Genomic DNA, 24,714 nt, shown 5'->3' on the forward strand with positions numbered 1-24,714 from the left:
AATTCACCATCTAAATACCATATATTTGAAAGAAATCATACCAGCTTTTACTAATTCATTCTTTTAACCGAAATCATGAAACTATCCCAACTTATTTTAATAATGCTTCTTGGCACTTTTGCAATCTGTCATGGAAAAAGAAGCGATATAATCATCATAGGAAAAATAACGGGAAAAATTCCTGAAACAATTGAATACACTTTACCTATAAGCGGAATTGATTTTATTGGTTTTAAAAATTCTGTACAACCGGATTCCTCAGGTAATTTTCAAATAAAACTTAACACTGAAAAAGCCTGCTTTATTGAACTTTTTACTCATTTTAACTCTTACGGAGTCATTATTGCAGAAGCTGGAATGAATTATGAGGTTTTTATCAATACTGAAATCAAAGAAAATAAATTTAAAGTTGTATCTAAAAACGAAAAAGGTCAGGCTCTTTACAACCAAATTCCAAACAGAAGTATGCTTATTGGAGGTCATTTTGAACTCGAAACCAAAAAGTATAGTAAAGACAGTATTGTTTCTGAAATAAAACAAAAATTAGAACAAAAAAAAGAAACGGAAATTATTGAATTTCAAAAATTACTAAAAAACAAAATCATTTCTAAAAACTTTTATAATCTGGTTCAGTCTGACCGTAATTATTATTATAAAGGTGCTCAGGGAAGTCTTGCGTTTGTAAACTATCTGCTATCGGCACAAAATAAAAACTCACTTTCACCCGAACAATACAAGGAACTATGGAAAGAAATATTCGAGTCAAATCCAGTTCACAGTTCTGATTTATTAACTTCACCATGGTTTTATTATTACACAGAAAATTATTTACGTTATCAGGAATTAATTGTAAAAGAAACTACTACGGCTGCAATTTCACAGTATCGCAAACAAGGACTCATTCATACTCATAATATAAGTAATGCTAAAAAACATTTAACCGGTGAGCAATTAGAATATTACATTGCAGCCTATATTTACTATGAGACCATCAACAAAAATTACGAAAAGGAACTGATTACACTTTTCGAACAATTCAAAACAGAATATCCTTCCAGTCCTTATACTCTATTTTTAGAACCTGAAATCATTTCAATCATTGCCTTCCATAAAAAGAAGGAAGAACCTGTAAATGATAAAATTAAATTTATCGGCAATTTAACAAACATCAATTCTGTAAAAGATATTGCAAAAGAATTAAGCGGAAAACAATATTACATCGACATCTGGGCAACCTGGTGCAGCCCATGTAAAGCCGAATTTAAAGACAACACAAAATTGTATGAATTACTCAAATCTAAAAACATTACCATGGTTTATATTTCTATAGACAAAGAAAACAGGGAAAACCAATGGAAAGATATGACTCATTTTTACAATTTAGAAGGATATCATATCAGGGCAAATGAAAGATTAGATGCTGATTTAAGAACGTTATACGGAAATCAGTCAATGGGTATTCCGTGGCATTTCCTGACTGACGAAAATGGAGTTATTATCAAAAAAAGTCTGAAGGGGCCTTCTGAAATAGAAAGTTTAGAAAAACAACTCAATGAGGTTAATCCTTAATAAAAAAAGTAACTATTTATACCGTGACACCAAACTTAGTTTCTGATTTCAACTCCTGAATTGTTTTTCATTAACAATTTTGGCTTTTAAATTTAAAAATGTTTTTAATTTTTTTGTACTATTTTTTTTATATTTTTGCCACTCATTTTTTCTATCGTTGAAGAAAAATGATTACGAGTGTAAAAAAACAACTTAAAAAAAACCTTTTAATGACCGACAATTTCAAATATGCTACCAAACTTTTTGGCAGCGCAACATTTAGTTTTCTCAAAATAAATATTCTTGGACAATTATTAGTTTTTGCTTTATCTCTAACTACTTTATTAATATTCCTTTTTCAATCTGCAAATGGTTCGGGAGCGCCAGGAGGTTTAGCAATTATACCCATAACCATCATTCTGTTTTTTGAGAGACCTATTGGCTTTACCCTTATTGCTCTTTCTATTTTTGCCAATCCTTTTATATTACTTTCTTTTGGAAATAAATACATCATTTCAAAAACAATCCATAAACTATTATCTGACAAAGGTGAAACTTTACTTTTTCCAATTATTGAAAAAGTTCTGGGCAAAATCAAAACAAACCAACCTGAATTATTAAAAAAAGGAACAGACACTACGAAATTAAAACTAAAATTAATTCAGGAAATTAGTGACTCTAAAGACAATAATAAATGGTTAAAAAAAATTATTATTTACGGTCTTAAAAAAGCAAATCTTGATGATGTTGATTTTTCAGATGAAAAATTAAGCTTTACTGATATTGTAAAAAACAAAACTATATCCGGATTAAAAGAAATTTCAGAACCAAGCAGAAACTTCTATTGGATTATTTTAGGAATACAAATACTATTGCTGATTCTGATTAGTACCCGAATGATATAGCGAAAATCTTAAACGAATAAAAAATAACTTTTATTTAGAAAAACTACCATTTGATATTCGTAATTTCGATTTCAAATTAAAATTAAAATTAAAAAAATGGTTTCGTTTACTAAAGAAATATCTTTTCGCTGGTCAGATCTTGACCCAAATTTTCACGTTCGTCATAGTGCTTATTACGATTTTGGTGCGCAGCATCGTATTGAAATCCTAAACGAATTAGGTTTAACTTTAAGAGTAATGCAGGAACAAAGTTTTGGACCTGTTTTATTTAGGGAAGAATGTGTTTTTAGAAAAGAATTAAAACTTTCGGATAAAATTTTCATTCATACCAAAACATCCAAAATGAAAGCTGATGCTTCCCGCTGGTCTATCATTCACGAATTTAGAAGAGAAGACGATACACTTTGTGCTACAATAACTGTTGACGGTGCCTGGATGGATACCAAACTGCGAAAACTGGCTTCCCCAACTCCGGAAATTGCTGTTCAGGCGTTAAGCATTTTCCCTAAAAGTGATGATTTTATAGGGCTTTAAAACAATTATCTTCGCTATAAATTAGAAAAACCGCTACAAATAAATGTAACGGTTTTTTTAGTCTATAAACTGTTTTTAATTATTCTGTCATTATTTTGAAACTGTTGTTTAAATTTTCTCCGGAAACATTTAAGATATAAAGTCCTGACACATTTTTATTCGCTATATTAAGAGTAAAAACGCCATTCCCATCAGATGAAATCTTTTCTTTAACGACAATTTTGCCGGTTACATCGCTTAAAGTCGCAGTCACAAAAGATAAATTACTATCAGGAATATGGATAAAAATTTTCTCTTTTGCAGGATTAGGATACACGACAACATTGTTTTTGTTTTGATTGAATTTTTCGTTACTCAATTTTGCTTCATTAAATAATACCTGAACTTCAGACGCAGTCAATGCATAATTGAAAATTTTAAGTTCGTCAAACAATCCTTTGTACGGTGCCGGGGTAGTATTAGCATTTAACTCCAACGCCCCGATGTTACCTATTACTAAATCAGTTGGCTCACCAATACCCACCGATGTTCCTGTTCCGTCAGCTCCCTCTTTAGTAAGAGCACCATTGGTATATATCCTCAGTTTTGAAGTGGCAAGGTCTCTCATGATAATCACATTGACCCAACTTCCATTAAAATAGTTAGGTGCTGAATTCGTTCCTGAATTGATTTCTGTTTTATTCTTATCATCATCTATAGCAAATCGTAGCTGGTTGCTTTTAACTTCTAAATTAAACCTTTTGCCTGTAGCACCTGTGACGGCATTTTTTGTCATCGAGCCTTTACACAAAATATAAGAACTTAGCGTTGTTCCTGCCGGTATTAAACTGGCATCTGCTTTCATCCAGAAGGAAACAGTAAAAGAATTTTTATCAAAGAATATGTGATCATCATTTGGAACACTTACCATTAGTTTATTAGGCAATAATGTAGCAAAATCTATGGCTTTGTTCTCTTTTCCTGTTACCCTAACAGAAGCATTATCGAAAGCTGCATCTAACTGACCATTATTTCCATACGTTGAAAGATCCGCAATTTGCTCACCTTCTCCAGCTGCTTCCTTAAATGGCCAATGCCCCACAAGTTCAGGGGTTAAGGCACGAAAATTCCATACATCTCCGATTGTTGTTCCTTTCGCATTAGAAGCATCAATTCTCCAATAGTAAGTTATTGCCGGGCTTAACGCTGTAAGCTGGTATGTTGGAGTAGCAACATAAGCCACGTCTCCCAATTTTGTTAAGTTTAAAGGATCTGTACCAAAGTAAACTGCATAAGTTGTTGTGTTTGCACTACCCGTCCATTTCACCGTTAAGTTTCCACCTGAAAGCTGAATATTTGTAAGTCCTGTTCCCGGATTTGGTACTGATGCTTTTGTAGGAACCGACGGAATTGGAGGTGTAGTAATGGTTGCTGTTTCATATACAGACGACTCTGTACTATTTTTTGCTTTAACGCGATAATAATATTGGGTATTAGGAAGCAAACCTGTATCATTATAACTTATAGTGTTTGCTCCAAGGGTCGCAATTACATTAAAATTAGTACCATTATCTGAACGCTCTACGATATAATTATCCTCATTAGTTGCGCCGTCAATCCAGTTGATTTTTAAAGAACTTAATGGCGGAACTTCAGTAGAAACCACATTCGTAAAATTGACATTAGATGGCGGAATAATAAAATCTGAAGGCGTTGTGCTGGTCAATCCGTTAATATATACCTCGATATTCAGATATGGAGCGTTTGTAGTGCTCACAGCCAAAGCATCAGCGGTATTTTTATCTAACCCGTTAGCATCTTCCCATGCATCTGGCATTCCGTCATTATCTGTGTCCAAAGGAGCCGGAGCACCATAAACATGTCCTGCACCTCCGTTGATGAAACCGAATTTACTGGTCAGGTCAGTTTGTACATACACATACGTAGCTGTTGTACCTTTAGACACTAAATCTGAAATCATTAAACTCTCAACCTGATCACGTCTTGGATAAGAAGCTCCAACACTTGCTACAATTTTATTATAAGCATCCTCAGCCGATAATGTTGTGTTTTTCATTGGATAATCATACGGTGTTGATAAAATAGTTGTTATATCGCCGGTAGGATATCCTGTTAAATCGTAAGGAACTAATGTCCCATTTAATATACCATCTTTATTATTGTCAAAATAATTTCCAGAACCGTATAAATTAAAATTCGCATTTCCTCTGTTAAAGGGCGTCGTTGCTGAAGTACCTGTATTCGGCCCCCCAATAAAATAGTTATTAATGATATTTACATCAGAACTTCCTCCAGAATCACCTCCCATAATGTAAGCCTCTCCAGATTCGGAATGTCCATAAGTATTTCCATAATTACCCCAGTTGTAAACTACATTGTTTACAAACTCGTTAATTCCTTTTATTTTATTGTTTCTGGTTTTATTACAGATATATAAATTCCCGATCAAACTCACTTTTCCGCCTGCCGGAGGCTGAATTAAACCTCCTGCAGAGTGATTATGGCGATGCATTCCCTGGCCAATAATACAATTTTGAATCGTAATATTATCAGGACTCACCCCTTTACCATCAGAATTAATCGAAAACACTTCGTCAGTACCCCAGGTAAAAGTCATATGATCGAAAATCATATTGGCACCGTTCGCCAGTCCTGAGGCATCCTGATTTTGAGCAGTTCCGCCGTAACGAATTCTAAGATATCTCGCAATGGTATTATTAGATCCTGTAAACGTCACTCTTGGTCCTAAAAACACAATTCCTTCTCCTGGTGCTGTCTGTCCGGCAATGGTAGTATTAGCCGCCACAACAATTTGAGATTGCAAATTGACAATGCCGCCTACTTTGAATATAACAAACCTCCCTTCCTGACTAACTGCATCGCGAAAGGACCCCGGACCGCTGTCATTTAAATTGGTTACTAAATAAATCTGCGGATTTGCAGCACCTCTCGCACCTGTGGTAAATCTTCCAAATCCTGTGGCTTCAGGAAATGCCAGCGTTTGGGCTTTTAATTGTCCCATAAACGCAATCAGAACAAAGGCCGAAAGAATGTTGACCCTATATCTGAATGATAAGGTAATTTTTTTCATACTAATATAAATTGGTTAAAAGTTAGTTACAACCGAATTTAGGTATAAGCACAAAAGAGTCTGTCCTGTCCCGTCCTGTGTTTACAGCTTTAGCAATCAACAGATTATAAATTCAACAACAAAACAAAATTATCAACTGATTAAAATATTCAAAATTTAACGAATTAGAGTTTTTTCGAATTTTATTTCATGATTTAAAATAAAAAATAAAATACCGGACGTTCATATTTTTTAGAAAAACTGTCGTTTATAAAACATCTTCATCTTAAAATAACGCCATATTTTCTGATAATTTTAAGAGTTTAATTTTTGCCTTTCAAACATAGAGCGGTAATTTTATAAATCTCAAATAAAAATTCTCATTTAAATGAAAACCTTAAAACTCATATTGTTATTACTTCCGCTTTTTTCCTTTTCTCAGCAAGAAAAAATAAAACAACTTGATATCAATCTAAGTAATTATGAATATCCCTTTCCTGTCAAATTTTTAGAAGTGAGCAATCAGCGTCAGCTTTTAAAGATGGCTTATATGGACATAACTCCTGCGAATTACAATAACAAAAATATTGTCTTATTTCATGGTAAAAATTTCAACGGAGCGTATTGGGAAACTACTATAAATGCTCTGATAAAAGAAGGCTTCCGGGTTATTGTTCCGGATCAGATTGGTTTTGGAAAATCATCAAAACCGGATAATTTTCAATATACATTTCAGCAGTTTGCAGAGAATACCAAAAAACTGTTAGCGCATTTGGGAATTGAAAAAACAGCTGTTTTGGGACATTCCATGGGCGGAATGTTAGCGACAAGATTTGCGTTGATGTATCCTGAAACTGCTGAGAAATTAATACTTGAAAACCCTATTGGTTTAGAAGACTGGAAATTAGTAGTGCCATACAAACCTGTCGATTGGTGGTACGAAAGCGAATTAAAACAAAATTACGAAGGCATCAAAAAATACCAAATGGCGAATTATTATGATGGAAAATGGAATGCTGATTTCCAAAAATGGGCTGAACTTGGCGCCGGCTGGACAACAGCCCCTAATTATAATATTGTAGCATGGAATTCGGCATTGATGTACGATATGATTTTTACACAGCCGGTTTTGTACGAATTCAAAAATATCAAAAGCCCTACTTTATTAATCATTGGTACAAGAGATAAAACCGCTTTGGGGAAACCACTTGTTTCTGAAGAAGTGAGAAAAACAATGGGGAATTATGCCGAACTGGGCAAAAAAACACAAAAAGCCATTCCGAATGCCAAACTTGTAGAAATCGCCAATACCGGACATTTACCACATATTGAATCTTTTGATCAGTTTATAAAACCATTAATTGTATTTTTGAAACAATAAAAGTTAACCTTAAATCAAATTTATATGTTTACAATCGAGCAAATAAAAGAGGCACATGCTAAGGTAAAAAGCGGTGCTGATTTTCCAAATTATATACAGGATTTAATTATTTTAGGCGTAAAAGGATACGATACCTTTGTAAATGACGGTCATGTAGAATATTATGGGGTGAATAACTATTCTGTGATTTCAGACGAAAAATATCCTGAAATAAAAGTGGAGGATACAGCCAATAAAGAGCGTTTTATCGAATTTTTGGTAGCGCATCAGGATGGCCAGACAGATTATATTACATTTTGTAATCACTCAGGACAATGTGGAATCGCAAAATGGCGTGTTGATATTATCGAAATGACCTGTACTTATTTTGACAAATCAGGTAATGAAATATTGATCGAAAAAATTCCGGGTTAATCATTTACAACAAATTCAGATGTCGCAAAACTGGTCTCCCATAATAAATCCCGAAGAATTACTTCAGTTAAAGAACTCAACTGAAGTAATTTTAGTTGATGCCAGAGCCGGACTCAATATGGAGGAAAATTATAAAAAAGAACATTTAAAAGGTGCCCGTTATGTAGATTTAAACCGTGATTTAGCTACCGCAGACTGCAATCCTGCAAATGGCGGAAGACATCCTCTGCCTTCATTAGAAAAATTTTCTGAAGTGCTGTCTAAACTTGGCATTACATCGCAAAGCCATATTGTTATTTATGATGATAAAAACGGTTCGAACGCAGCTTCCAGATTTTGGTGGATGCTAAAAGCTGTTGGTCACGAAAAAGCACAGGTTTTAAATGGCGGTTATCAGGCTGCAATTCATAAAGGTTTCCCTTTAAGTTCAGGAACAGAAAGTTTTTATACAACTGAAAAATATCCGGTTTCAGACTGGCAGCTTCTGTTAACAAACATTAAAGAGGTCGATAAAGCCCGTAACAATCCTGAAAATATCGTTATTGATGTAAGAGACAAAAATCGTTTTGAAGGCCTTACAGAACCATTGGATTTGATTGCAGGTCATATTCCGGGTGCGGTTAATGTTCCGTTTAGCGAAAATTTAGACGAAAACGGCTTTTATCTTTCTGCTGAAAAACTGGCAAAAAAATACACTGAAATTTTAGGAACCATAAAACCGGAGAATATAATCGTTCATTGCGGTTCCGGCGTTACAGCCTGCCACACACTGTTAGCAATGGATTATGCCGGAATTCCAATTCCAAAACTTTACGTAGGCTCCTGGAGCGAATGGTCGAGAAATAATTTGCCAATGGCAACCAAACAATAAATATCCTTACAAGAAATACATAATGCATCAAAAACAACATTGGGACATTCTTTTAACCAATCAGGTCAATAAAAAAAAGTTCATAGACTCCCTCCTATCCGGCGAAGCCAAAGAAGAATTAGCCGTTTTTAACAACCAAAAAGGAATTTTATTCTCTGATATTTCAATTGAAAAATTCATCGAAAGAGAATATCAATATGAATCTGTTGAAGCTTCTCCCGAATCGCACAGGCAATTGCGGACTTTTTCTTCCGGCGAACGCAAAAAAGAGTTCTTAAAATACTGTATCAGTCAAAATCCTGATTTTATTATTTTCGATAATCCTTTCGATCACTTAGATCAGGCTTCACGTCTGGCTTTAGCTCTTTCTTTAGAAAAACTGACTGATACAATTTCTATTATTCAACTCGTAAATCGTACGGTTGATTTAATGGATTTTGTACTGAATAAGGTTCAGATCAAAGACGACTCGTTTACTTTATACCCTATTTCAAAAACCGAAAACCATTTTAAAACCTTAAATACAGCTGCAATTCCGAAGGCTCATGAACCGGGTACTTTTCACGAAAGTGAATTAATAAAAATGGATCATGTTTCAGTAAGTTATGAAGACCGAAAAATAATTGATAACATTTCCTGGACTATCAAACAAGGTGAATTTTGGCAGTTAATTGGCCCGAACGGTTCAGGAAAAAGCACTATTTTATCCTTAATTACAGGTGACAACCCGAAAGGATATGGTCAGAATTTATTTTTATTTGGAAGAAAAAAAGGAAGTGGCGAAAGCGTTTGGGAAATCAAAAAGCAAATCGGTATTTACACCACTTCTATGATGGATTTATTCCAAAAAGGTCATACTTTGGAACAAATGATTCTTTCCGGTTTCTTCGATTCTATCGGATTGTATATTGAACCGACCACTTTACAAAAACAAATTGTAGCACAATGGCTGGAAGCAATTGAAATGAGTCATTTAAAAAAGAAACGTTTTATAGATCTTTCCATTGGGCAGCAAAGAGTAGCACTAATTGTTCGTGCGGTTTTAAAACATCCGCCTTTATTAATTCTGGACGAACCTGTAGAAGGTCTGGACGACGAAAACGTAGATTTGGTAATTCAGTTAATCAATACTATCAGACAGGAAACCAATGTGACTATTTTGTACGTTTCACACAGAATTGAATCTGGGCTTGCCCCTACTTCTGTTTTTGAACTTATACCTTCAGAAACGGGATCTGTTGGAAAAATAAATAAGTAGATTTTATCTTGCTTAGAAACGAATTTTCATCCTGAGCGGAGTCGAAGGCTTTAACACCAAAGGGCTTCGATTCCGCTCAGGATGACACTTTTTTAATTTCACCCAACGGGTTAAATAGTTATAGTGCTACTGCTTTTAGCTGTCGCTTTTTTTCTCTTTTATTTTAATTTTCAATTCTTTTGTAATCTGTTTTACAAATTTCTCCTTGTCTTTTCTGGCTTCCTGAATTGTGGCTTTTAGATCTGCTGGCATTTCATAATATTTCTCCGACCAAATATAAACTTCCATAATTACAGGCAATAGGTCGATGCCTTTGGGTGTAAGCCTGTACATTTTTTTTGCCTTGCTGTCGGGGTGTGCTAATTTTTCAATTATGCCATTTTCTTCAAGTCCTTTTAATCTTGACGCTAAAATATTCGTAGCTATACCTTCATCTGACTTTAAAAAATCATTATAAGTACATTTATTTCCGAACATCAAATCTCTGATAATCAGCAAAGACCACTTGTCTCCAAACACGTCAAGTGAGCAGCTCAATGGGCAGTTTGATCTTTTTTTATTCAATTCCATAAAATATTTTAAATTTTAACTTGCATTTTGAAAGTTGTTTGTATATTTGCACTTGCATTTTGCAAGCAAATTTACGAATAAATTAAAACAAATAATAATGAAAAAAAATATTTTAGTTACGGGTGCAAGTTCTGGCTTTGGTTTACTTATCGCAAACGAATTACACAAAAACGGTTACAATGTAATTGGTACAAGTCGAAATCCTGAAAAAATGAAGTCGGCTGTACCCTTCAAAATGATAGCACTTGACCTTGATTCAGACCAATCAATAAACACTTTACCTGAAAGAATTTTAAAGGAAATAGGAAAGTTGGATATTCTGATCAATAATGCCGGCTTTTTAGTGTCAGGTATTGCAGAAGAAACGCCTGTTGAATTGGGCAGGAAGCAATTGGAAACTAACTTTTGGGGAACCATTAAAGTCACTAATGCCATATTACCCCATTTTAGAAAACAAAAATTTGGCAAAATAATTACTGTTGGTTCCATTATAGGCCTTGTATCATTTCCTAATGCAGCTTACTATGCGGCTTCAAAACACGCATTGGAAGGTTATTTCAAATCATTAAGATACGAATTGAACGAGTTTAACATTAGTGTTGCCATGATTGAGCCGGCTGCTTTTAAAACAAGCATTTTAGATAATTCTACAACAACATTAAATAAAATTGAAGATTACAATACGTTGAGAAATAAGATTGAAAAATTCACAGAAAATTTGGTAGATCAAGCCGAAGATCCTGCGATGGTTGCAGAAAAAGTGCTTAAAGTTGTTCAAACAGACAAGCCGAAATTTAGAAATATTGTAGGCAAAGGGACTTCTGCCTTAATAAACCTGCAACATTTTGCTTATGGAGTTTTAGAAAAAAATGTACTCAAACAATTAAACAAAGCCTAAAAAGAAAAAAAATGAAAGCATTCATAGTAAAAAAATACGGCAAAAAAGAAAAATTACATTTGTCAGATTGGGCAGTACCAAGTGTAAATGAAAATGATGTATTGGTACAAGTTCATTCGGCAGGAGTTAATTTATTAGATTCACTTATTAGAAATGGTGATTTTAAACTGTTTTTACCCTACAAGCCATCCTTTATCAATGGTCACGATGTAGCTGGTGTTGTAACCAAAATAGGTTCCAGAGTCAGCAAGTTTAAGGTTGGCGACGAAGTATATTCTCGTCCGTCAGATCATAGGGTTGGTACTTTTGCTGAATACATTTCTATTAATGAAAATGATGTTGCCTTAAAACCCAAAAACCTTTCAATGGAGGAAGCAGGTTCTATCCCTTTGGTTGGTTTAACTGCCTGGCAGGCTCTTATCGAAATTGGAAAAATACAAAAAGGGCAAAAAGTTTTCATTCAGGCTGGTTCGGGTGGTGTTGGCACATTTGCTATTCAGTTAGCAAAACATTTAGGCGCTTTTGTGGCTACAACTACTAGCAACAAAAATATTGAATTAGTAAAATCTCTTGGTGCCGACCTTATCATTGATTACAAAACAGAAGATTTTGAAACAAAACTGAAAGACTATGATTTGGTTTTGCATAGTAACAGAGATTCAAAAATTTTAGAAAAATCATTACGAATTTTAATGTCTGGCGGACAGCTTATTTCACTAGTAGGTCCACCAACGCCTGAATTTGCCACAACAATTGGTTTGCCCTGGTATTTAAAATTAGTAACGAAATTGATTAGTCTGGGCGCAAAGAAAAAAGCAAAAAAATTAAACACCAATTTTGTATTTCTGTTTATGAGAGCAGAAGGCAGACAGTTAAGCGAAATAACAAAACTGATTGAGGCTGGGATCATAAAACCTGTTATTGATAAAGTCTTTTCATTCGAACAGACAAACGAAGCATTGTCTTATGTTGAAACAGGAAGGTCCAAAGGAAAAGTCGTAATTAAGGTTAAGTAATTTTACATAAAAAGAAAGGCAAGTTTAAGCTAAGATATAACTATTGAAACTAATTTCTCTAAAGTCTTTATTATTGCTCCTACTTGCTAAAAATTAAACAATAAAAATGCCCCAAATAGTCTAACTTTTTTGGGGCATTTTTTCTAATTCTTATCTTCTAACAAAGGCACAAATCTAAATTCTCCAAATTCATGTTTTTCAAATTGAGTTTCGTTCTTTCGAATTAATAAAGTCATAATCTGAACGTCTTCGCCAAGCGGAATGACCAGCCTTCCTCCTATTTTCAACTGCGCCATCAAAGGCTGTGGAATAAAAGGAGCACCTGCCGTAACAATAATGCTGTCAAACGGAGCGTAATTTGGAAGACCTTTGTAACCATCTCCAAACGAGAGATGTTTAGGTCTGATATTTAACTTTGGAAATAAATTGGAAGTCGTTTTAAACAGCTCTTTCTGCCTTTCAACACTATAGACTTTTGCACCCAGCATAAATAAAACAGCAGTCTGATAACCGGAACCTGTTCCAATTTCGAGGATTTTATCATCTTTTTTTACTTCCAGCAGCTGAGACTGAAAAGCAACTGTATAGGGCTGCGAAATAGTTTGCCCTGCACCTATAGGAAAAGCCTTATCCTGATAAGCATAATCTTCAAAACTTGAATTTAAAAAAAGGTGTCTTGGGATTTTTTTTATCGCCTCTAAAACCGCCTTATCAGTAATCCCTTTTTGTTCTAAAGTGCTTACTAATTGATTGCGAAGTCCTTGATGTTTGGCAGTATCTTTCAAAATGGGTAGGTTTTATTTTCGCAAAAATAAGAAACAAAACAGGAAATCAAATATTGATTTTTAATTATTAAATTAATAATGTCAAAAGTCGAAAGCCGGTACTTATAATTCACAATTAGTTAAATTCTTTTTCTCTTTCAACAAATAAATTCTATTTTTGTTTAAAATACATTCACATGTTAAAAGTAGGAGTTTTAGGTGCGGGTCACTTAGGTAAAATACATTTACGCTTATTACAACAATCTGACAAATACGAATTAGTTGGATTTTATGATGAAAATCAGGAAAATGCCGAAAGAATTTCAAAAGAATTTGGCTATAAAAACTTCAATACAATTGCAAAATTAATCCATGCCGTGGATGTAATCGACATTGTAACCCCAACGCTATCGCACTACAAATGTGCCAAAGTTGCCATCAAATCAGGAAAACACATCTTCATAGAAAAACCTATTGCCAACACAGTTGATGAGGCCGAAGAAATTATCGCTTTGGCAAACGAATACAATGTAAAAGGGCAGGTTGGACATGTAGAACGCTTTAACCCTGCTTTTATCGCTACCAAAAACATGATCGAAAATCCAATGTTTATAGAAACGCATCGTTTGGCTGAGTTCAATCCACGCGGAACAGACGTTCCTGTAGTTTTGGATTTAATGATTCATGATATTGATGCGATTTTGAGCGTGGTTAATTCTAAAGTAAAAAACATCAATGCGAGCGGTGTATCCGTAATCAGTGAAACACCTGATATCGCCAATGCCCGAATTGAATTCGAAAATGGATGCGTAGCCAACTTAACAGCAAGCCGCATTTCGATGAAAAACATGCGTAAAACACGTTTTTTTCAAAAAGACGCCTACATTTCAGTTGATTTTCTGGAGAAAAAATGCGAAGTTGTCCGTATGAAAGATGCTCCTGAAGTTCCGGGAGATTTTGATATGATTCTTCAAAATGCAGAAGGTGTAAAAAAACAAATTTATTTCACTAATCCGGATGTAGAACAAAACAACGCTATTTTAGACGAATTAAATTCATTTGCTGATGCCATCAATAATGACACAACTCCGGTTGTAACATTGGAACAGGCTACTGATGCATTAAGAGTAGCTTATCAGATTATTGATTGTTTCGATAAATAATAAAAAAATAAACTCATTATCTTTAAGGTTTAAAGTGGGCTGCTAAGTCGCTTTAAACCTTAACTTTTAAAATTCAAATACCAGATTAAATGAAAACTATAGCTGTAATTGGTGCAGGAACAATGGGTAACGGAATTGCTCATACTTTTGCGCAAAGTGGTTTTACCGTAAAACTAATTGATGTTTCTGAGAAATCATTAGATAATGGAATGGCAACTATTGCTGCTAATCTGGAACGAATGTTGGCTAAAGGTACTATTTCACAGGAAGATGTTGCCAGAACAATTACCAATATTATTACCTATACCGATATCAAAGATGGTGTTGTAGGTGTAGATTTAGTAGTCGAAGCAGCAACTGAAAATGTAGAGCTAAAGCTAAATATTTTCAAACAATTAAACGAATACTGTTCCCATAATACAATTTTAGCAACAAATACTTCTTCGATTTCAATTACACAAATTGGTGCTGTCGTTGCACATCCTGAACGTGTTATCGGAATGCATTTTATGAATCCGGTACCGGTTATGAAACTGGTTGAAATTATTCGCGGATACAATACCAGCGATGAAGTAACCAAAATAATCATGAACTTATCTGAAAAGTTAGGCAAAGTGCCGGTTGAGGTAAACGATTATCCGGGTTTTGTGGCCAACAGAATTTTAATGCCTATGCTAAACGAGGCAATTGAAACGTTATACAACAAAGTAGCCGGAGTTTATGAGATTGATACCGTAATGAAATTAGGAATGGGACATCCTATGGGACCACTTCAATTAGCCGATTTTATTGGGCTTGATGTTTGTCTTGCGATTCTAAACGTAATGTACGACGGATTCAAAAACCCAAAATACGCTCCTTGCCCATTATTGGTCAATATGGTGAGAGCCGGAAAATTAGGTGTAAAATCCGGTGAAGGTTTTTATGATTACAGCGAAAGTAAAAAGGCTGAGAAGATTTCTAAACAATTTCTATCCGCATAAAAAAATTAACAATGTCAATAGCATCAAACCTAAATACAATCAAAGAAAATTTACCTGAACACGTAACTCTGGTTGCTGTTTCAAAAACAAAACCTGTTTCAGATTTGATGCAGGCTTATGAAGCCGGTCAGCGTATTTTTGGAGAGAATAAAATTCAGGAAATGTCCGATAAATATGAGCAAATGCCAAAGGACATTCAATGGCATATGATTGGACATGTTCAGTCAAACAAAGTGAAATTTATGGCACCTTTTGTAAGTTTGATTCATGGCGTTGACAGTTTGAAATTGTTACAGGAGATCAACAAACAGGCTTTAAAAAACAATCGGGTTATTGATTGCCTGCTTCAGATATATATTGCCGAAGAAGAAACAAAATTTGGTCTTGATGAGAAAGAACTAACGGCTTTGTTGTCTTCTTCTGAATTTAAAGAAATGAAAAATATTCGTATCTTAGGGTTGATGGGAATGGCTACTTTTACAGAAAACCAAAACCAAATTAAGAAAGAATTCCTGCATTTGAAATCGATTTTTGATTCGCTTCAAAACAAAGATGCCCAATGCCGGGACACACAGCAATGCATTTCAACAGCAGCCCATTTTTCAACGATTTCAATGGGAATGTCTGGAGATTACCAACTTGCTATTGAATGCGGAAGCACCATGGTAAGAATTGGCAGTAGCATATTTGGAGGGCGATAAAGCTTCAATATCAAAAATCAATTACAATTAAAATGGCAATTTTAAAATATAAAATATAAAATGGAGAAAATATTCAATTTTGATGATCGACTGATTCGTTTTGCAGGAGAATGTATTTTCTTTACGAGACAATTAGAAAGAATCTTTGAAAATGAATATTATAAAAACCAGTTAATCAGATCATCCGGAAGCGCTTCTTTAAATTTTGGAGAAGCACAAGGAACAATAAGTGACAAAGATTTTATATTTAAAGTTTCCTTAGTTGTAAAGGAGTTAAAAGAATCCAGAAATTCATTAAAAATTTTGGATTATATTGAAGAAGGAAATGTAGAAAAACGACGCTTTTGACAGAGGTTGAGCAATTAATAGCAATCTCATCAAAAATGATAATAAACAAAAAATAATTTTTCAATTACAATAACAATGGCAATGACAATCTCAATACCTGATTTCAATTTTAAAATATTGATTTTTTGATATTGGGTTTGATTTTTGAAATTGATTTTTGCCATTGATATTTGATATTGAAATTGAACATGTACGCAATACTAGACATAGAAACCACCGGAGGACAATTCAATGAAGAAGGAATTACCGAAATCGCCATCTATAAATTTGATGGTCATGAAGTAGTAGACCAATTCATCAGTCTCGTCAATCCTGAGATTCCGATTCAGCCTTTTGTGGCTAAATTAACCGGAATCAACAATGCTATGCTAAGTTCTGCTCCTAAGTTCTATGAAGTAGCCAAACGAATCATCGAAATCACTTCAGATTGTATTATTGTAGCGCACAATGCCTCTTTTGATTATAGAATCCTGCGTACCGAATTCAGACGTTTGGGTTACAATTTCGAATCCAAAACACTTTGTACCGTCGAACTTGCCAAAAAATTAATTCCGGAACAGCCTTCTTACAGTTTAGGAAAATTAGTCCGTTCTCTCGGAATTCCAATAGCCGACAGACATCGTGCAAGCGGAGATGCTATCGCTACAACCAAGTTATTCAAAATATTACTAGAAAAAGACCTGGAAAAAACCATTGTCAAAGATTTTGTAAAATTCGAAATCGAAAAAGGAATTTCACCAAAACTTCAGGATTTGGTAAATCAGATGCCTTCTAAAACAGGCGTTTATTATATTCATAACGAAGGTGGTAATTTAATTTATATCGGCAAGAGCCTGAATATCCGAAAAAGAGTCAATCAGCATTTTACCGGAATTACGACCAAAAGCAAACGTATACAAGCAGAAGTTTTTACTATAACTTATGAGGAAACAGGAAGCGAATTAATTGCTTTACTGAAAGAAAGTGAAGAAGTAAAAATAAACCGTCCAAGACACAATCGCTCACAAAAAAAGAGTGTTTTTCCGTTCGCCATTTATGTGGAAAAAGATTCAAACGGTTATCTGAATGTAAACCTCGGAAAAGCTGACGGACGCAAAAAAGAAATCACGTCATTTGCTTCTTTGCAGGAGGGTAAAAATGCACTTTTCAAGTTCACTGCGAAATATCATTTATGCCAGAAACTAACTGGTTTATATCAGACTAAAAAAGAATGCTTTCAATACAAAATCAAAGAATGTGATGGTGCCTGTATTGGCGAAATCACTCCTGAAATTTACAATTTAAGGGTTCAGCAGTTTATTTCTGAAAATAGTTTTGAAAACAAAAGCATGATTTTAATGGACAGAGGCCGAAATGTAAACGAAAGAAGTGCCATTTTAATCGAAAACGGAATCTATAAAGGCTACGCCTATTATGATTTGAATTATCAGATTACCAATATCGAAATCCTGAACAAAATTCTGATTCCCATGCAGCACAATCGCGACGTAAAAAACATTATTCAGCAGTATATTCGAAAAAGCAAATCGTTGAAAATACTTCATTTTTAGTAAAACAAAACTTTCATTATCTTTAAGGATATGAAAAACAAAAAATCACAATACGAAATCTTCAGAGAGAAAGTAAAAATCGTTCTCTATGGTACCAATACCATTCTGGGACGAATGTTTGATTTGGTTCTTTTAGGCCTGATTTTATTAAGTGTTTTATTGATAATGCTCGACACTGTTCAGGGTATCAGTTCCAAATATCATTACCAGTTATGGATATGCGAATGGATAATCACCATCTTTTTCACAATTGAATATGTTTTAAGGATTATTTCTATTCAAAAACCGGTCAAATACATTTTCAGCTTCTACGGAATAATCGATTTATTAGCCGTTTTGCCTATGTACTTATCGATATTTTTCCCCGGAGCAAGCATTTTATCCATTGTAAGAGCCTTACGTTTCCTTCGATTATTCAAAATCCTTCAGCTGCCTCAAATTTCACATCAGTCATTCCAGTTGAAAGAAGCGATTGACGCCAGCAAAGAAAAAATCCTGGTTTTTATCTATTTCGTCTTAATCAGTACCATCATAATTGGCTCTGTAATGTATCTGGTCGAGGGTGAAGAATCCGGATTCACAAGTATTCCAATGGGAATCTACTGGACAATTGTAACACTGACAACCGTTGGTTACGGAGATATTTCTCCACAAACTCCATTAGGTCAGTTTATAGCGGCGCTGGTCATGATTTTGGGTTACGGAATCATAGCTGTTCCAACCGGAATCGTAACGGCCGAATTTGCTAAAAAAAGTCTACGAAATAATACCGTCTCAACAAAAACTACCTGTCAGATCTGCGGTTCACAGCTTCATTTTGACAATGCTAAATTCTGTCACGAGTGCGGAACCGAATTACATCATTAATTTATGAAGCTATTCCGGCTGTACATTGCAACTCCTCCTTATCTTTGTTGTTTTTTAAGTCATAAAAGCAGCTTCTAAAGTCGCTTCTTTTACGCCACAAAAACTAACAAATATAAGTCCGGGGTTTTCATTTCCATCCGGGCTAAAAAGAAACATGAAATACCTAATTACCATTGTCGGACCAACAGCCATAGGCAAAACAGCCTTAAGCATAGCATTGGCAAAACATTTTAATTGCGAAATAATATCCTGTGACAGTCGTCAGTTTTTTAAAGAAATGACCATCGGTACAGCCGTTCCAAATGAGGAAGAATTACAATCAGCAACACATCATTTCATTCAGAACAAATCGATTTTCGAAAACTATACTGTTGGAGATTACGAAAAAGAAGTACTTTTAAAACTCGAAGAATTATTCCGAAAAAATGATTTTGCGATTCTGATCGGCGGTTCCGGATTGTATGTCGATGCTGTATTGAAAGGTTTTGATGAATTTCCCGAAATAAATCCCGAAGTACGCTCAAAAGTCAATTCAAAATATGAAAAACTCGGAATTGAATATTTACAGGAACAATTAAAAACTTTAGACCCGGAATACTTTCAGAAAATTAATTTAGAAAACCCTCAGACGCTTCAAAACCCACAAAGAATGATGCGTTTTGTCGAGGTTTGCATCGGAACTCAAAAACCATATTCATCCTTTTTGAACCAGAAGAAAAACAACAGAAACTTCATTCCCATTCTAATCGGTTTAGAAGCAGACAGAGAAGTAATTTATAACCGTATCAACCAGCGTGTCGATATTATGATGAACGAAGGCTTACTTGAAGAAGCAAAAGCATTATATCCTAATAAAGCGTTAAATGCGCTTCAAACGGTCGGTTATAGAGAATTATTCAGTTATTTTGACGGAGAATTCACTTTGCCCTTCGCTGTTGATGAAATCAAGAAAAATACCAGACGATTTTCTAAAAGACAATTAACATGGTTCAAACGAAATGAAAACACCAAATGGTTTGATTATGCTACAGAGAGAGAGAAAATTATAGATTATATTGACGAAATTGTAAAATAAAATCTTTTTTCTTTACTCTTTATTTATTTCAAAAAATCTAAAATCTAAGAAGTCCAACAATCTAAGAAGTCTAAAATTAAAATGCCAATATCACCAAACTTCACATCTATTCTAAGCAAAGACTGGGAAATCAATTTCACGCAATGTACCCCAAACGGTTCTTTAAAATATACAGATCTCTGCAATATTTTACAATTAACCGCCGCAGCACATTCTGAAGTTGGCGGCATCAGTTTTTATGATATGCAGGAATTTCACCAGGCATGGGTTTTAAGCCGAATGCGTGTTGAGATTTCAGATTTGCCAAAATCAGGAGATATTGTAACGGTAACCACCTGGATTAACAGTCTTGAAAACTCACGTTCTGTACGTGCGCTGGAAATGCATGTCAACGGAAAAAAGATTGTGGGCTGCGAAACCTACTGGGCCGTTTTTAACACACAATTACGCCGTCCGGAAGCTTTGGCATTGCCTTATGAACATTTTGAATTATTTCCGGATAAAAGAGCCACAACAGAAGGCTTTTCGAAAATCAATATCAATCACGAAAAAGAAGCCGTATTCGAAAAAACAGTTTACTTATCAGATCTGGATATTGTAAACCATGTGAATAACGTAAAATATCTGGAATGGTGCCTCGACCATGTCAACCCCAAAAGAATTCTGAAACAAGAAGTAAGCAGTTTTGAAATGAATTTTATGAAGGAACTTTCATTAAAAGATACAGTAATAATTCACGAAAGCGATATTGAAGATAACTCCGCTACTACTTTTAGTATCACCAAAGGAGAGAAAACCTGTTATGCCTTACAATTAAACTGGAAAAAATAAAAGTTTTCATCAAACCATTCATAAAGCAAAAAAGCTGATTTCTTAATTGAAATCAGCTTTTTTTATATTATTAAATGTAATTTACATCTCAACATTTCACAAAAATCATTTTACCCATTTTAGATAAAAACACTCAGTACAAAGTAAACCAACCCTGCTAAAAGAGCAGAAATAGGAATTGTTAATACCCATGCCCAGATCAGACTTACGGTTACCCCCCATCTTACTGCAGATACTCGTTTTGTTAATCCAACACCGATGATTGATCCTGTAATGGTGTGTGTTGTGCTTACCGGAATTTTTAAATGCTCTGTGAAGTAAAGTGTCAAAGCACCTGCCGTTTCAGCGGCAACCCCTTCAAAGGAACTTACTTTTGTGATTTTAGACCCCATTGTTTTTACAATTTTCCATCCACCACTCAAAGTTCCCGCAGCAATTGCAGAATAACAAGCTAACGGAATCCAGCCTGGCATTACTCCTTTTATTCCCTTATCATCATTTGGTAAAACAACATCTAACCACGAGTCCATGTGAACTCCCGGATTTGTATTGATATAAACTGCCACAGCTGCTGCAATAATACCCATAACTTTTTGGGAATCATTTCCTCCGTGACCTAAACTGAAAGCCGCAGAAGACAATAACTGCATTTTTTTCAAAGCCGCATCCGCCTGATGAAGATTCAGACTACTGAATATCAAACAAAAAACACTAACAGTCAGTATAATAAATGCTACTAAAAACCATTTGATATTATGTGCATCAAAAGCTACGCTCCAGAAATGAGAATCAAAACGAGGCTTTCCATGCTCTACAATCTCTTCGTAAGAAATCATTTGAACTTTTACAAACCAAATTGTTCCAATCATTAAAGCAATTGTAAATATCTTAGGCAAAATACTTTTTCGGGAAGCATTCAATAACCAAATTGATATCAAATAAGAAGCTAATGCTCCCAATAAAGGTGCTAATACAATAAAAGCAATAATGATGATAACTCCCGAAGGCATTCCGCCATCCTTACCTGCCTTGTACCAGCTTACAATTTCGTACCAGTAGTGTGTTGCTCCGTCTTCTCCAACATAACCAGAAAAACCATGAACTGCAATAGCATGCGCAACGGCTGCCCCTGCAAAACCACCAATTAAAGTATGTGATGAACTCGAAGGAATTCCTAACCACCATGTTAATAAGTTCCAGCAAATTGCAGCAATAACACCTGCTAAAATCACTACAAGGTTAATTTCCATTGTGTGTGCCGTTTTGGCAACAGTATCTGCAACTCCAAATCCGAAAACCCAATAAGCCAGAAAGTTAAAAAATGCTGCCCAGACAACCGCCTGAAAAGGTGTGAGAACCTTTGTTGCAACAACAGTTGCTATAGCATTTGCCGCATCATGAAAACCGTTGATGTAATCAAAAATTAAAGCTAATACTATAATAATTATAAGTAGCGTCATAAAATTATAACTTCAGAATGAAAAATTGAATTAAGAATGTTTTACAGAAATAGATTCCAGTATGTTCGCAACACTCTTACATTTGTCTGTTGCTGATTCTAAAACAGATAACACTTCTTTATATTTGATAATATTTTTAGCATCTGTTTCGTTTTCAAAAATTTCAAAAACTGCTTTGTTATATACGTTATCAGACTTGTTTTCCAATTTATTAATTCTGGAACAGGCATCCTTAATAACTTTGAAATTCTTTAAATTTCTCAATTCTTTTACCGCACTGTCAATATTCTGACAAGCTTCAAGATTGATTTCAGTCATTTTTCTGATAGATTTTGTAATCTTATCTACCTGATATAATCTCATACGGCTTGATGCACCATGAAGGTAATCTGCAACGTTGTCAATTGAAGTAATTAACGTATGAATATCTTCTCTGTCAAATGGAGTAATAAAGTTTCTGCTTAACTCCAGATTGGTCTGACGAGTAATATCTTCTCCTTTTTGTTCTAATTCGTCAATCTTCTGAAAAAGAATTTCTCTTTCCTTTAATGGTAAATTTACAGCTTCGTGTAAGTTAGAAGCTAATTCAATTAAATTGCTTGAAGCTTCTTCAAAAAGTGGAAAGAATTTCTTGTCTTTCGGCACTAAAAATTGGAAAATACTGTTTATTGACATTTTTATATTTTTGATAGTGCAAAATTACGTCAATATTGTTTTTCAATGTTAAGCCATTGTTAACAAATCATTTTCAATTTGAAAACTATTTAAGAACAAAACAGAACGTTCAATATCATAATGTAAAATTCGGTCTTCCTTCACTAAAGGCACTATTTCCCTGTAACTACTTAGAAACATTTCGATAAAATCACTTGATTTTAAAGGCGCTCTGTACGCAATTGCCTGCGAAGCATTTAATAATTCTATGGCCAGAATTCGCTCTAAATTATCCATAACTTTTAATGCCTTTGTCGCCCCGTTTGCCCCCATGCTTACATGATCTTCCTGTCCGTTACTAGAAACAATGCTATCAACGCTGGACGGTGTTGCCAGTTGTTTATTCTGGCTAGCAATACTCGCAGCTGTGTATTGCGGAATCATAAATCCTGAATTCAGTCCGGGGTTATCCACCAAAAATGCCGGAAGATTTCGTAATCCTGAAATCAGCTGATAAGTTCTCCTTTCAGAAATACTTCCTAGTTCTGCCAAAGCAATTGCCATAAAATCCAATGCCAAAGCTAATGGCTGTCCGTGGAAATTTCCACCTGAAATAATCTGATCAGATTCTATAAATATATTTGGATTATCCGTAACCGAATTAATTTCAGTCTTGAATACTTTTCGAACATAATCAATCGCATCTTTTGAAGCACCATGAACCTGAGGCATGCAACGGAAAGAATATGGATCCTGTACATGCTTTTTAGGCTGTGCAATAATTTCACTTCCTTCCAAAAATTCATTGATTCGCTGTGCCGTTACAATCTGTCCTTTGTGCGGACGTATAAAATGAATCAGTTCATTAAAAGGTTCCACTCTTCCATCAAAAGCTTCCAGAGAAATGGTTCCAATTAAATCTGCCAGATAAGAATATTTATAGGCTTTTATCAAAATATGAGCTCCGTAAGCACTCATAAACTGTGTTCCGTTCAATAAAGCCAGTCCTTCTTTGGACTGCAAAACAATTGGTTCCCAGTTAAAATGTTTTAAAACTTCAGCAGAAGGTACTCTCCTGCCATCAAAAATCACTTCCCCTTCTCCTAATAAAGGTAATGACAAATGTGCCAAAGGAGCTAAATCTCCAGAAGCGCCCAATGAACCTTGTGTATATATTACAGGTAAAACATCATTATTATAAAAATCAACCAGGCGGTTTAATGTTTGCAATTGAATCCCTGAATATCCATAACTCAAAGACTGAATTTTAAGCAACAGCATCATTTTGACAATTTCTGCAGGAACTTTTTCTCCTGTTCCGCAGGCGTGCGATTTTACAAGGTTTTCCTGAAGCTGAGATAAATTTTCATTAGAGATTTTCACGCTATAAAGTGCCCCAAAACCCGTATTGATTCCATATATAGGTTCCGGATGAGAAGCCATTTTTTTATCCAGATAATCACGGCATTTCTGAACATTTACTTTAGCTTCTTCAGATAATTCTAATGCTTTATCGTTCCCTAAAATCTCCTGTAATGTTTCTAAAGTTAAAGTTTCAGTACTTATATAATGGATTTCTCTCATGATGCTTTCAAAATTTAAAACGTCAAAATTCAACAAATCGACATTAAAAAGCAACATTTTATCACAATAATTAAGTTTTTAATAAAATATGATTTTCTTTAATTATCATTTTACAAAATCAAAAACGAGTCACACACTCTCTGTTTTAAGTAATTTCCTTTAGCGAACTCTTCATCACTAAAGAAATAAATACAATTAAAAACCGGGTAAAATATATCAAAAACTCAACTTACCATGTTCAATTTTAACAAATACTCAATATTGATTTT

Annotated in this window: 23 protein-coding genes; 17 read left to right on the top strand and 6 right to left on the bottom strand. The window is 34.5% G+C overall.

The window, feature by feature from the left end; translation table 11 throughout:
* Window positions 1–75 precede the first annotated feature (75 nt).
* From AAEO57_RS12380 to AAEO57_RS12390, 3 genes are all read left to right on the top strand, one after another.
* Window positions 76–1,569 carry a TlpA family protein disulfide reductase gene (locus tag AAEO57_RS12380; protein ID WP_341693030.1) on the top strand — a complete coding sequence of 498 codons (1,494 nt, stop codon included), beginning with the start codon at window positions 76–78 and terminating at the stop codon, window positions 1,567–1,569.
* Window positions 1,570–1,778: 209 nt separating this feature from the next.
* Window positions 1,779–2,453, top strand: coding sequence for a hypothetical protein (locus AAEO57_RS12385; protein WP_341693031.1), 675 nt, complete (start codon window positions 1,779–1,781; stop codon window positions 2,451–2,453).
* Window positions 2,454–2,549: 96 nt separating this feature from the next.
* The gene (locus AAEO57_RS12390) at window positions 2,550–2,987 is read left to right on the top strand and encodes an acyl-CoA thioesterase (protein ID WP_341693032.1); all 438 of its coding nucleotides are present in this window, start codon (window positions 2,550–2,552) and stop codon (window positions 2,985–2,987) included.
* Between the two features lie 79 nt (window positions 2,988–3,066).
* Here the strand turns inward: AAEO57_RS12390 and AAEO57_RS12395 are convergent, their stop codons facing one another.
* Window positions 3,067–6,078, bottom strand: coding sequence for a LamG-like jellyroll fold domain-containing protein (locus tag AAEO57_RS12395; RefSeq protein ID WP_341693034.1), 3,012 nt, complete (start codon window positions 6,076–6,078; stop codon window positions 3,067–3,069).
* 367 nt (window positions 6,079–6,445) lie between these two features.
* On the opposite strand from AAEO57_RS12395, the gene AAEO57_RS12400 reads away from it, so the two are divergent.
* Genes AAEO57_RS12400 through AAEO57_RS12415 form a run of 4 tightly spaced genes read left to right on the top strand, consistent with a single transcriptional unit; the run spans window position 6,446 to window position 9,981 of the window.
* Window positions 6,446–7,438, top strand: a complete 993-nt coding sequence (locus tag AAEO57_RS12400; RefSeq protein ID WP_341693036.1) for an alpha/beta fold hydrolase — start codon at window positions 6,446–6,448, stop codon at window positions 7,436–7,438.
* A gap of 24 nt (window positions 7,439–7,462) precedes the next feature.
* The gene (locus tag AAEO57_RS12405) at window positions 7,463–7,852 is read left to right on the top strand and encodes a DUF1398 domain-containing protein (protein WP_341693038.1); all 390 of its coding nucleotides are present in this window, start codon (window positions 7,463–7,465) and stop codon (window positions 7,850–7,852) included.
* A gap of 19 nt (window positions 7,853–7,871) precedes the next feature.
* Complete coding sequence (locus tag AAEO57_RS12410; protein WP_341693040.1) at window positions 7,872–8,723, top strand: sulfurtransferase; 852 nt, start codon at window positions 7,872–7,874, stop codon at window positions 8,721–8,723.
* Between the two features lie 22 nt (window positions 8,724–8,745).
* Entirely contained in the window at window positions 8,746–9,981 is a 1,236-nt protein-coding gene (locus AAEO57_RS12415; protein WP_341693042.1) for an ATP-binding cassette domain-containing protein, read from the top strand.
* Between the two features lie 135 nt (window positions 9,982–10,116).
* On the opposite strand, the gene AAEO57_RS12420 is transcribed toward AAEO57_RS12415, so the two are convergent.
* On the bottom strand, window positions 10,117–10,551 hold the full coding sequence (locus AAEO57_RS12420) for a winged helix-turn-helix transcriptional regulator (RefSeq protein WP_341693044.1): 435 nt from the start codon (window positions 10,549–10,551) through the stop codon (window positions 10,117–10,119).
* 97 nt (window positions 10,552–10,648) lie between these two features.
* On the opposite strand from AAEO57_RS12420, the gene AAEO57_RS12425 reads away from it, so the two are divergent.
* Entirely contained in the window at window positions 10,649–11,449 is an 801-nt protein-coding gene (locus tag AAEO57_RS12425; RefSeq protein WP_341693046.1) for an SDR family oxidoreductase, read from the top strand.
* Between the two features lie 11 nt (window positions 11,450–11,460).
* Window positions 11,461–12,465: an NADP-dependent oxidoreductase gene (locus tag AAEO57_RS12430; RefSeq protein WP_341693049.1), complete on the top strand. Its 1,005-nt coding sequence runs from the start codon at window positions 11,461–11,463 to the stop codon at window positions 12,463–12,465.
* A gap of 143 nt (window positions 12,466–12,608) precedes the next feature.
* Here AAEO57_RS12430 and AAEO57_RS12435 read toward each other — a convergent pair whose 3' ends face one another.
* Entirely contained in the window at window positions 12,609–13,250 is a 642-nt protein-coding gene (locus tag AAEO57_RS12435) for a protein-L-isoaspartate(D-aspartate) O-methyltransferase (protein WP_163410993.1), read from the bottom strand.
* A gap of 176 nt (window positions 13,251–13,426) precedes the next feature.
* Here AAEO57_RS12435 and AAEO57_RS12440 point away from each other — a divergent pair, with 176 nt between their 5' ends.
* The 8 genes from AAEO57_RS12440 (at window position 13,427) to AAEO57_RS12475 (ending at window position 20,747) form a co-directional block, all read left to right on the top strand.
* Window positions 13,427–14,392, top strand: coding sequence for a Gfo/Idh/MocA family protein (locus AAEO57_RS12440; protein WP_341693053.1), 966 nt, complete (start codon window positions 13,427–13,429; stop codon window positions 14,390–14,392).
* Window positions 14,393–14,481: 89 nt separating this feature from the next.
* Window positions 14,482–15,375: a 3-hydroxyacyl-CoA dehydrogenase family protein gene (locus tag AAEO57_RS12445; RefSeq protein ID WP_341693055.1), complete on the top strand. Its 894-nt coding sequence runs from the start codon at window positions 14,482–14,484 to the stop codon at window positions 15,373–15,375.
* 11 nt (window positions 15,376–15,386) lie between these two features.
* Complete coding sequence (locus AAEO57_RS12450) at window positions 15,387–16,076, top strand: YggS family pyridoxal phosphate-dependent enzyme (RefSeq protein WP_341693057.1); 690 nt, start codon at window positions 15,387–15,389, stop codon at window positions 16,074–16,076.
* Window positions 16,077–16,136: 60 nt separating this feature from the next.
* The gene (locus AAEO57_RS12455) at window positions 16,137–16,424 is read left to right on the top strand and encodes a four helix bundle protein (RefSeq protein WP_341693059.1); all 288 of its coding nucleotides are present in this window, start codon (window positions 16,137–16,139) and stop codon (window positions 16,422–16,424) included.
* A 188-nt stretch (window positions 16,425–16,612) separates the two neighbouring features.
* Window positions 16,613–17,974 (top strand): exonuclease domain-containing protein, encoded by a 1,362-nt coding sequence (locus tag AAEO57_RS12460; protein ID WP_341693061.1) that lies wholly within the window; start codon window positions 16,613–16,615, stop codon window positions 17,972–17,974.
* A 30-nt stretch (window positions 17,975–18,004) separates the two neighbouring features.
* Window positions 18,005–18,841 carry an ion transporter gene (locus AAEO57_RS12465; RefSeq protein WP_341693063.1) on the top strand — a complete coding sequence of 279 codons (837 nt, stop codon included), beginning with the start codon at window positions 18,005–18,007 and terminating at the stop codon, window positions 18,839–18,841.
* Window positions 18,842–18,995: 154 nt separating this feature from the next.
* Window positions 18,996–19,916, top strand: a complete 921-nt coding sequence (gene miaA / locus AAEO57_RS12470; protein WP_341693065.1) for a tRNA (adenosine(37)-N6)-dimethylallyltransferase MiaA — start codon at window positions 18,996–18,998, stop codon at window positions 19,914–19,916.
* 81 nt (window positions 19,917–19,997) lie between these two features.
* The gene (locus tag AAEO57_RS12475; RefSeq protein ID WP_341693068.1) at window positions 19,998–20,747 is read left to right on the top strand and encodes an acyl-[acyl-carrier-protein] thioesterase; all 750 of its coding nucleotides are present in this window, start codon (window positions 19,998–20,000) and stop codon (window positions 20,745–20,747) included.
* A 119-nt stretch (window positions 20,748–20,866) separates the two neighbouring features.
* On the opposite strand, the gene AAEO57_RS12480 is transcribed toward AAEO57_RS12475, so the two are convergent.
* From AAEO57_RS12480 to hutH, 3 genes are read right to left on the bottom strand one after another with little or no spacing between them, the layout of a single operon-like run.
* Window positions 20,867–22,207, bottom strand: coding sequence for an inorganic phosphate transporter (locus AAEO57_RS12480; RefSeq protein WP_341693070.1), 1,341 nt, complete (start codon window positions 22,205–22,207; stop codon window positions 20,867–20,869).
* A gap of 30 nt (window positions 22,208–22,237) precedes the next feature.
* Window positions 22,238–22,882, bottom strand: a complete 645-nt coding sequence (locus AAEO57_RS12485; protein WP_068843093.1) for a DUF47 domain-containing protein — start codon at window positions 22,880–22,882, stop codon at window positions 22,238–22,240.
* Between the two features lie 48 nt (window positions 22,883–22,930).
* Window positions 22,931–24,445: a histidine ammonia-lyase gene (gene hutH / locus AAEO57_RS12490; RefSeq protein ID WP_341693074.1), complete on the bottom strand. Its 1,515-nt coding sequence runs from the start codon at window positions 24,443–24,445 to the stop codon at window positions 22,931–22,933.
* Window positions 24,446–24,714 lie beyond the last annotated feature (269 nt).

Origin of the sequence: Flavobacterium calami (assembly GCF_038290035.1) — a bacterium.
In the GTDB taxonomy this organism is placed as follows: domain Bacteria; phylum Bacteroidota; class Bacteroidia; order Flavobacteriales; family Flavobacteriaceae; genus Flavobacterium; species Flavobacterium calami.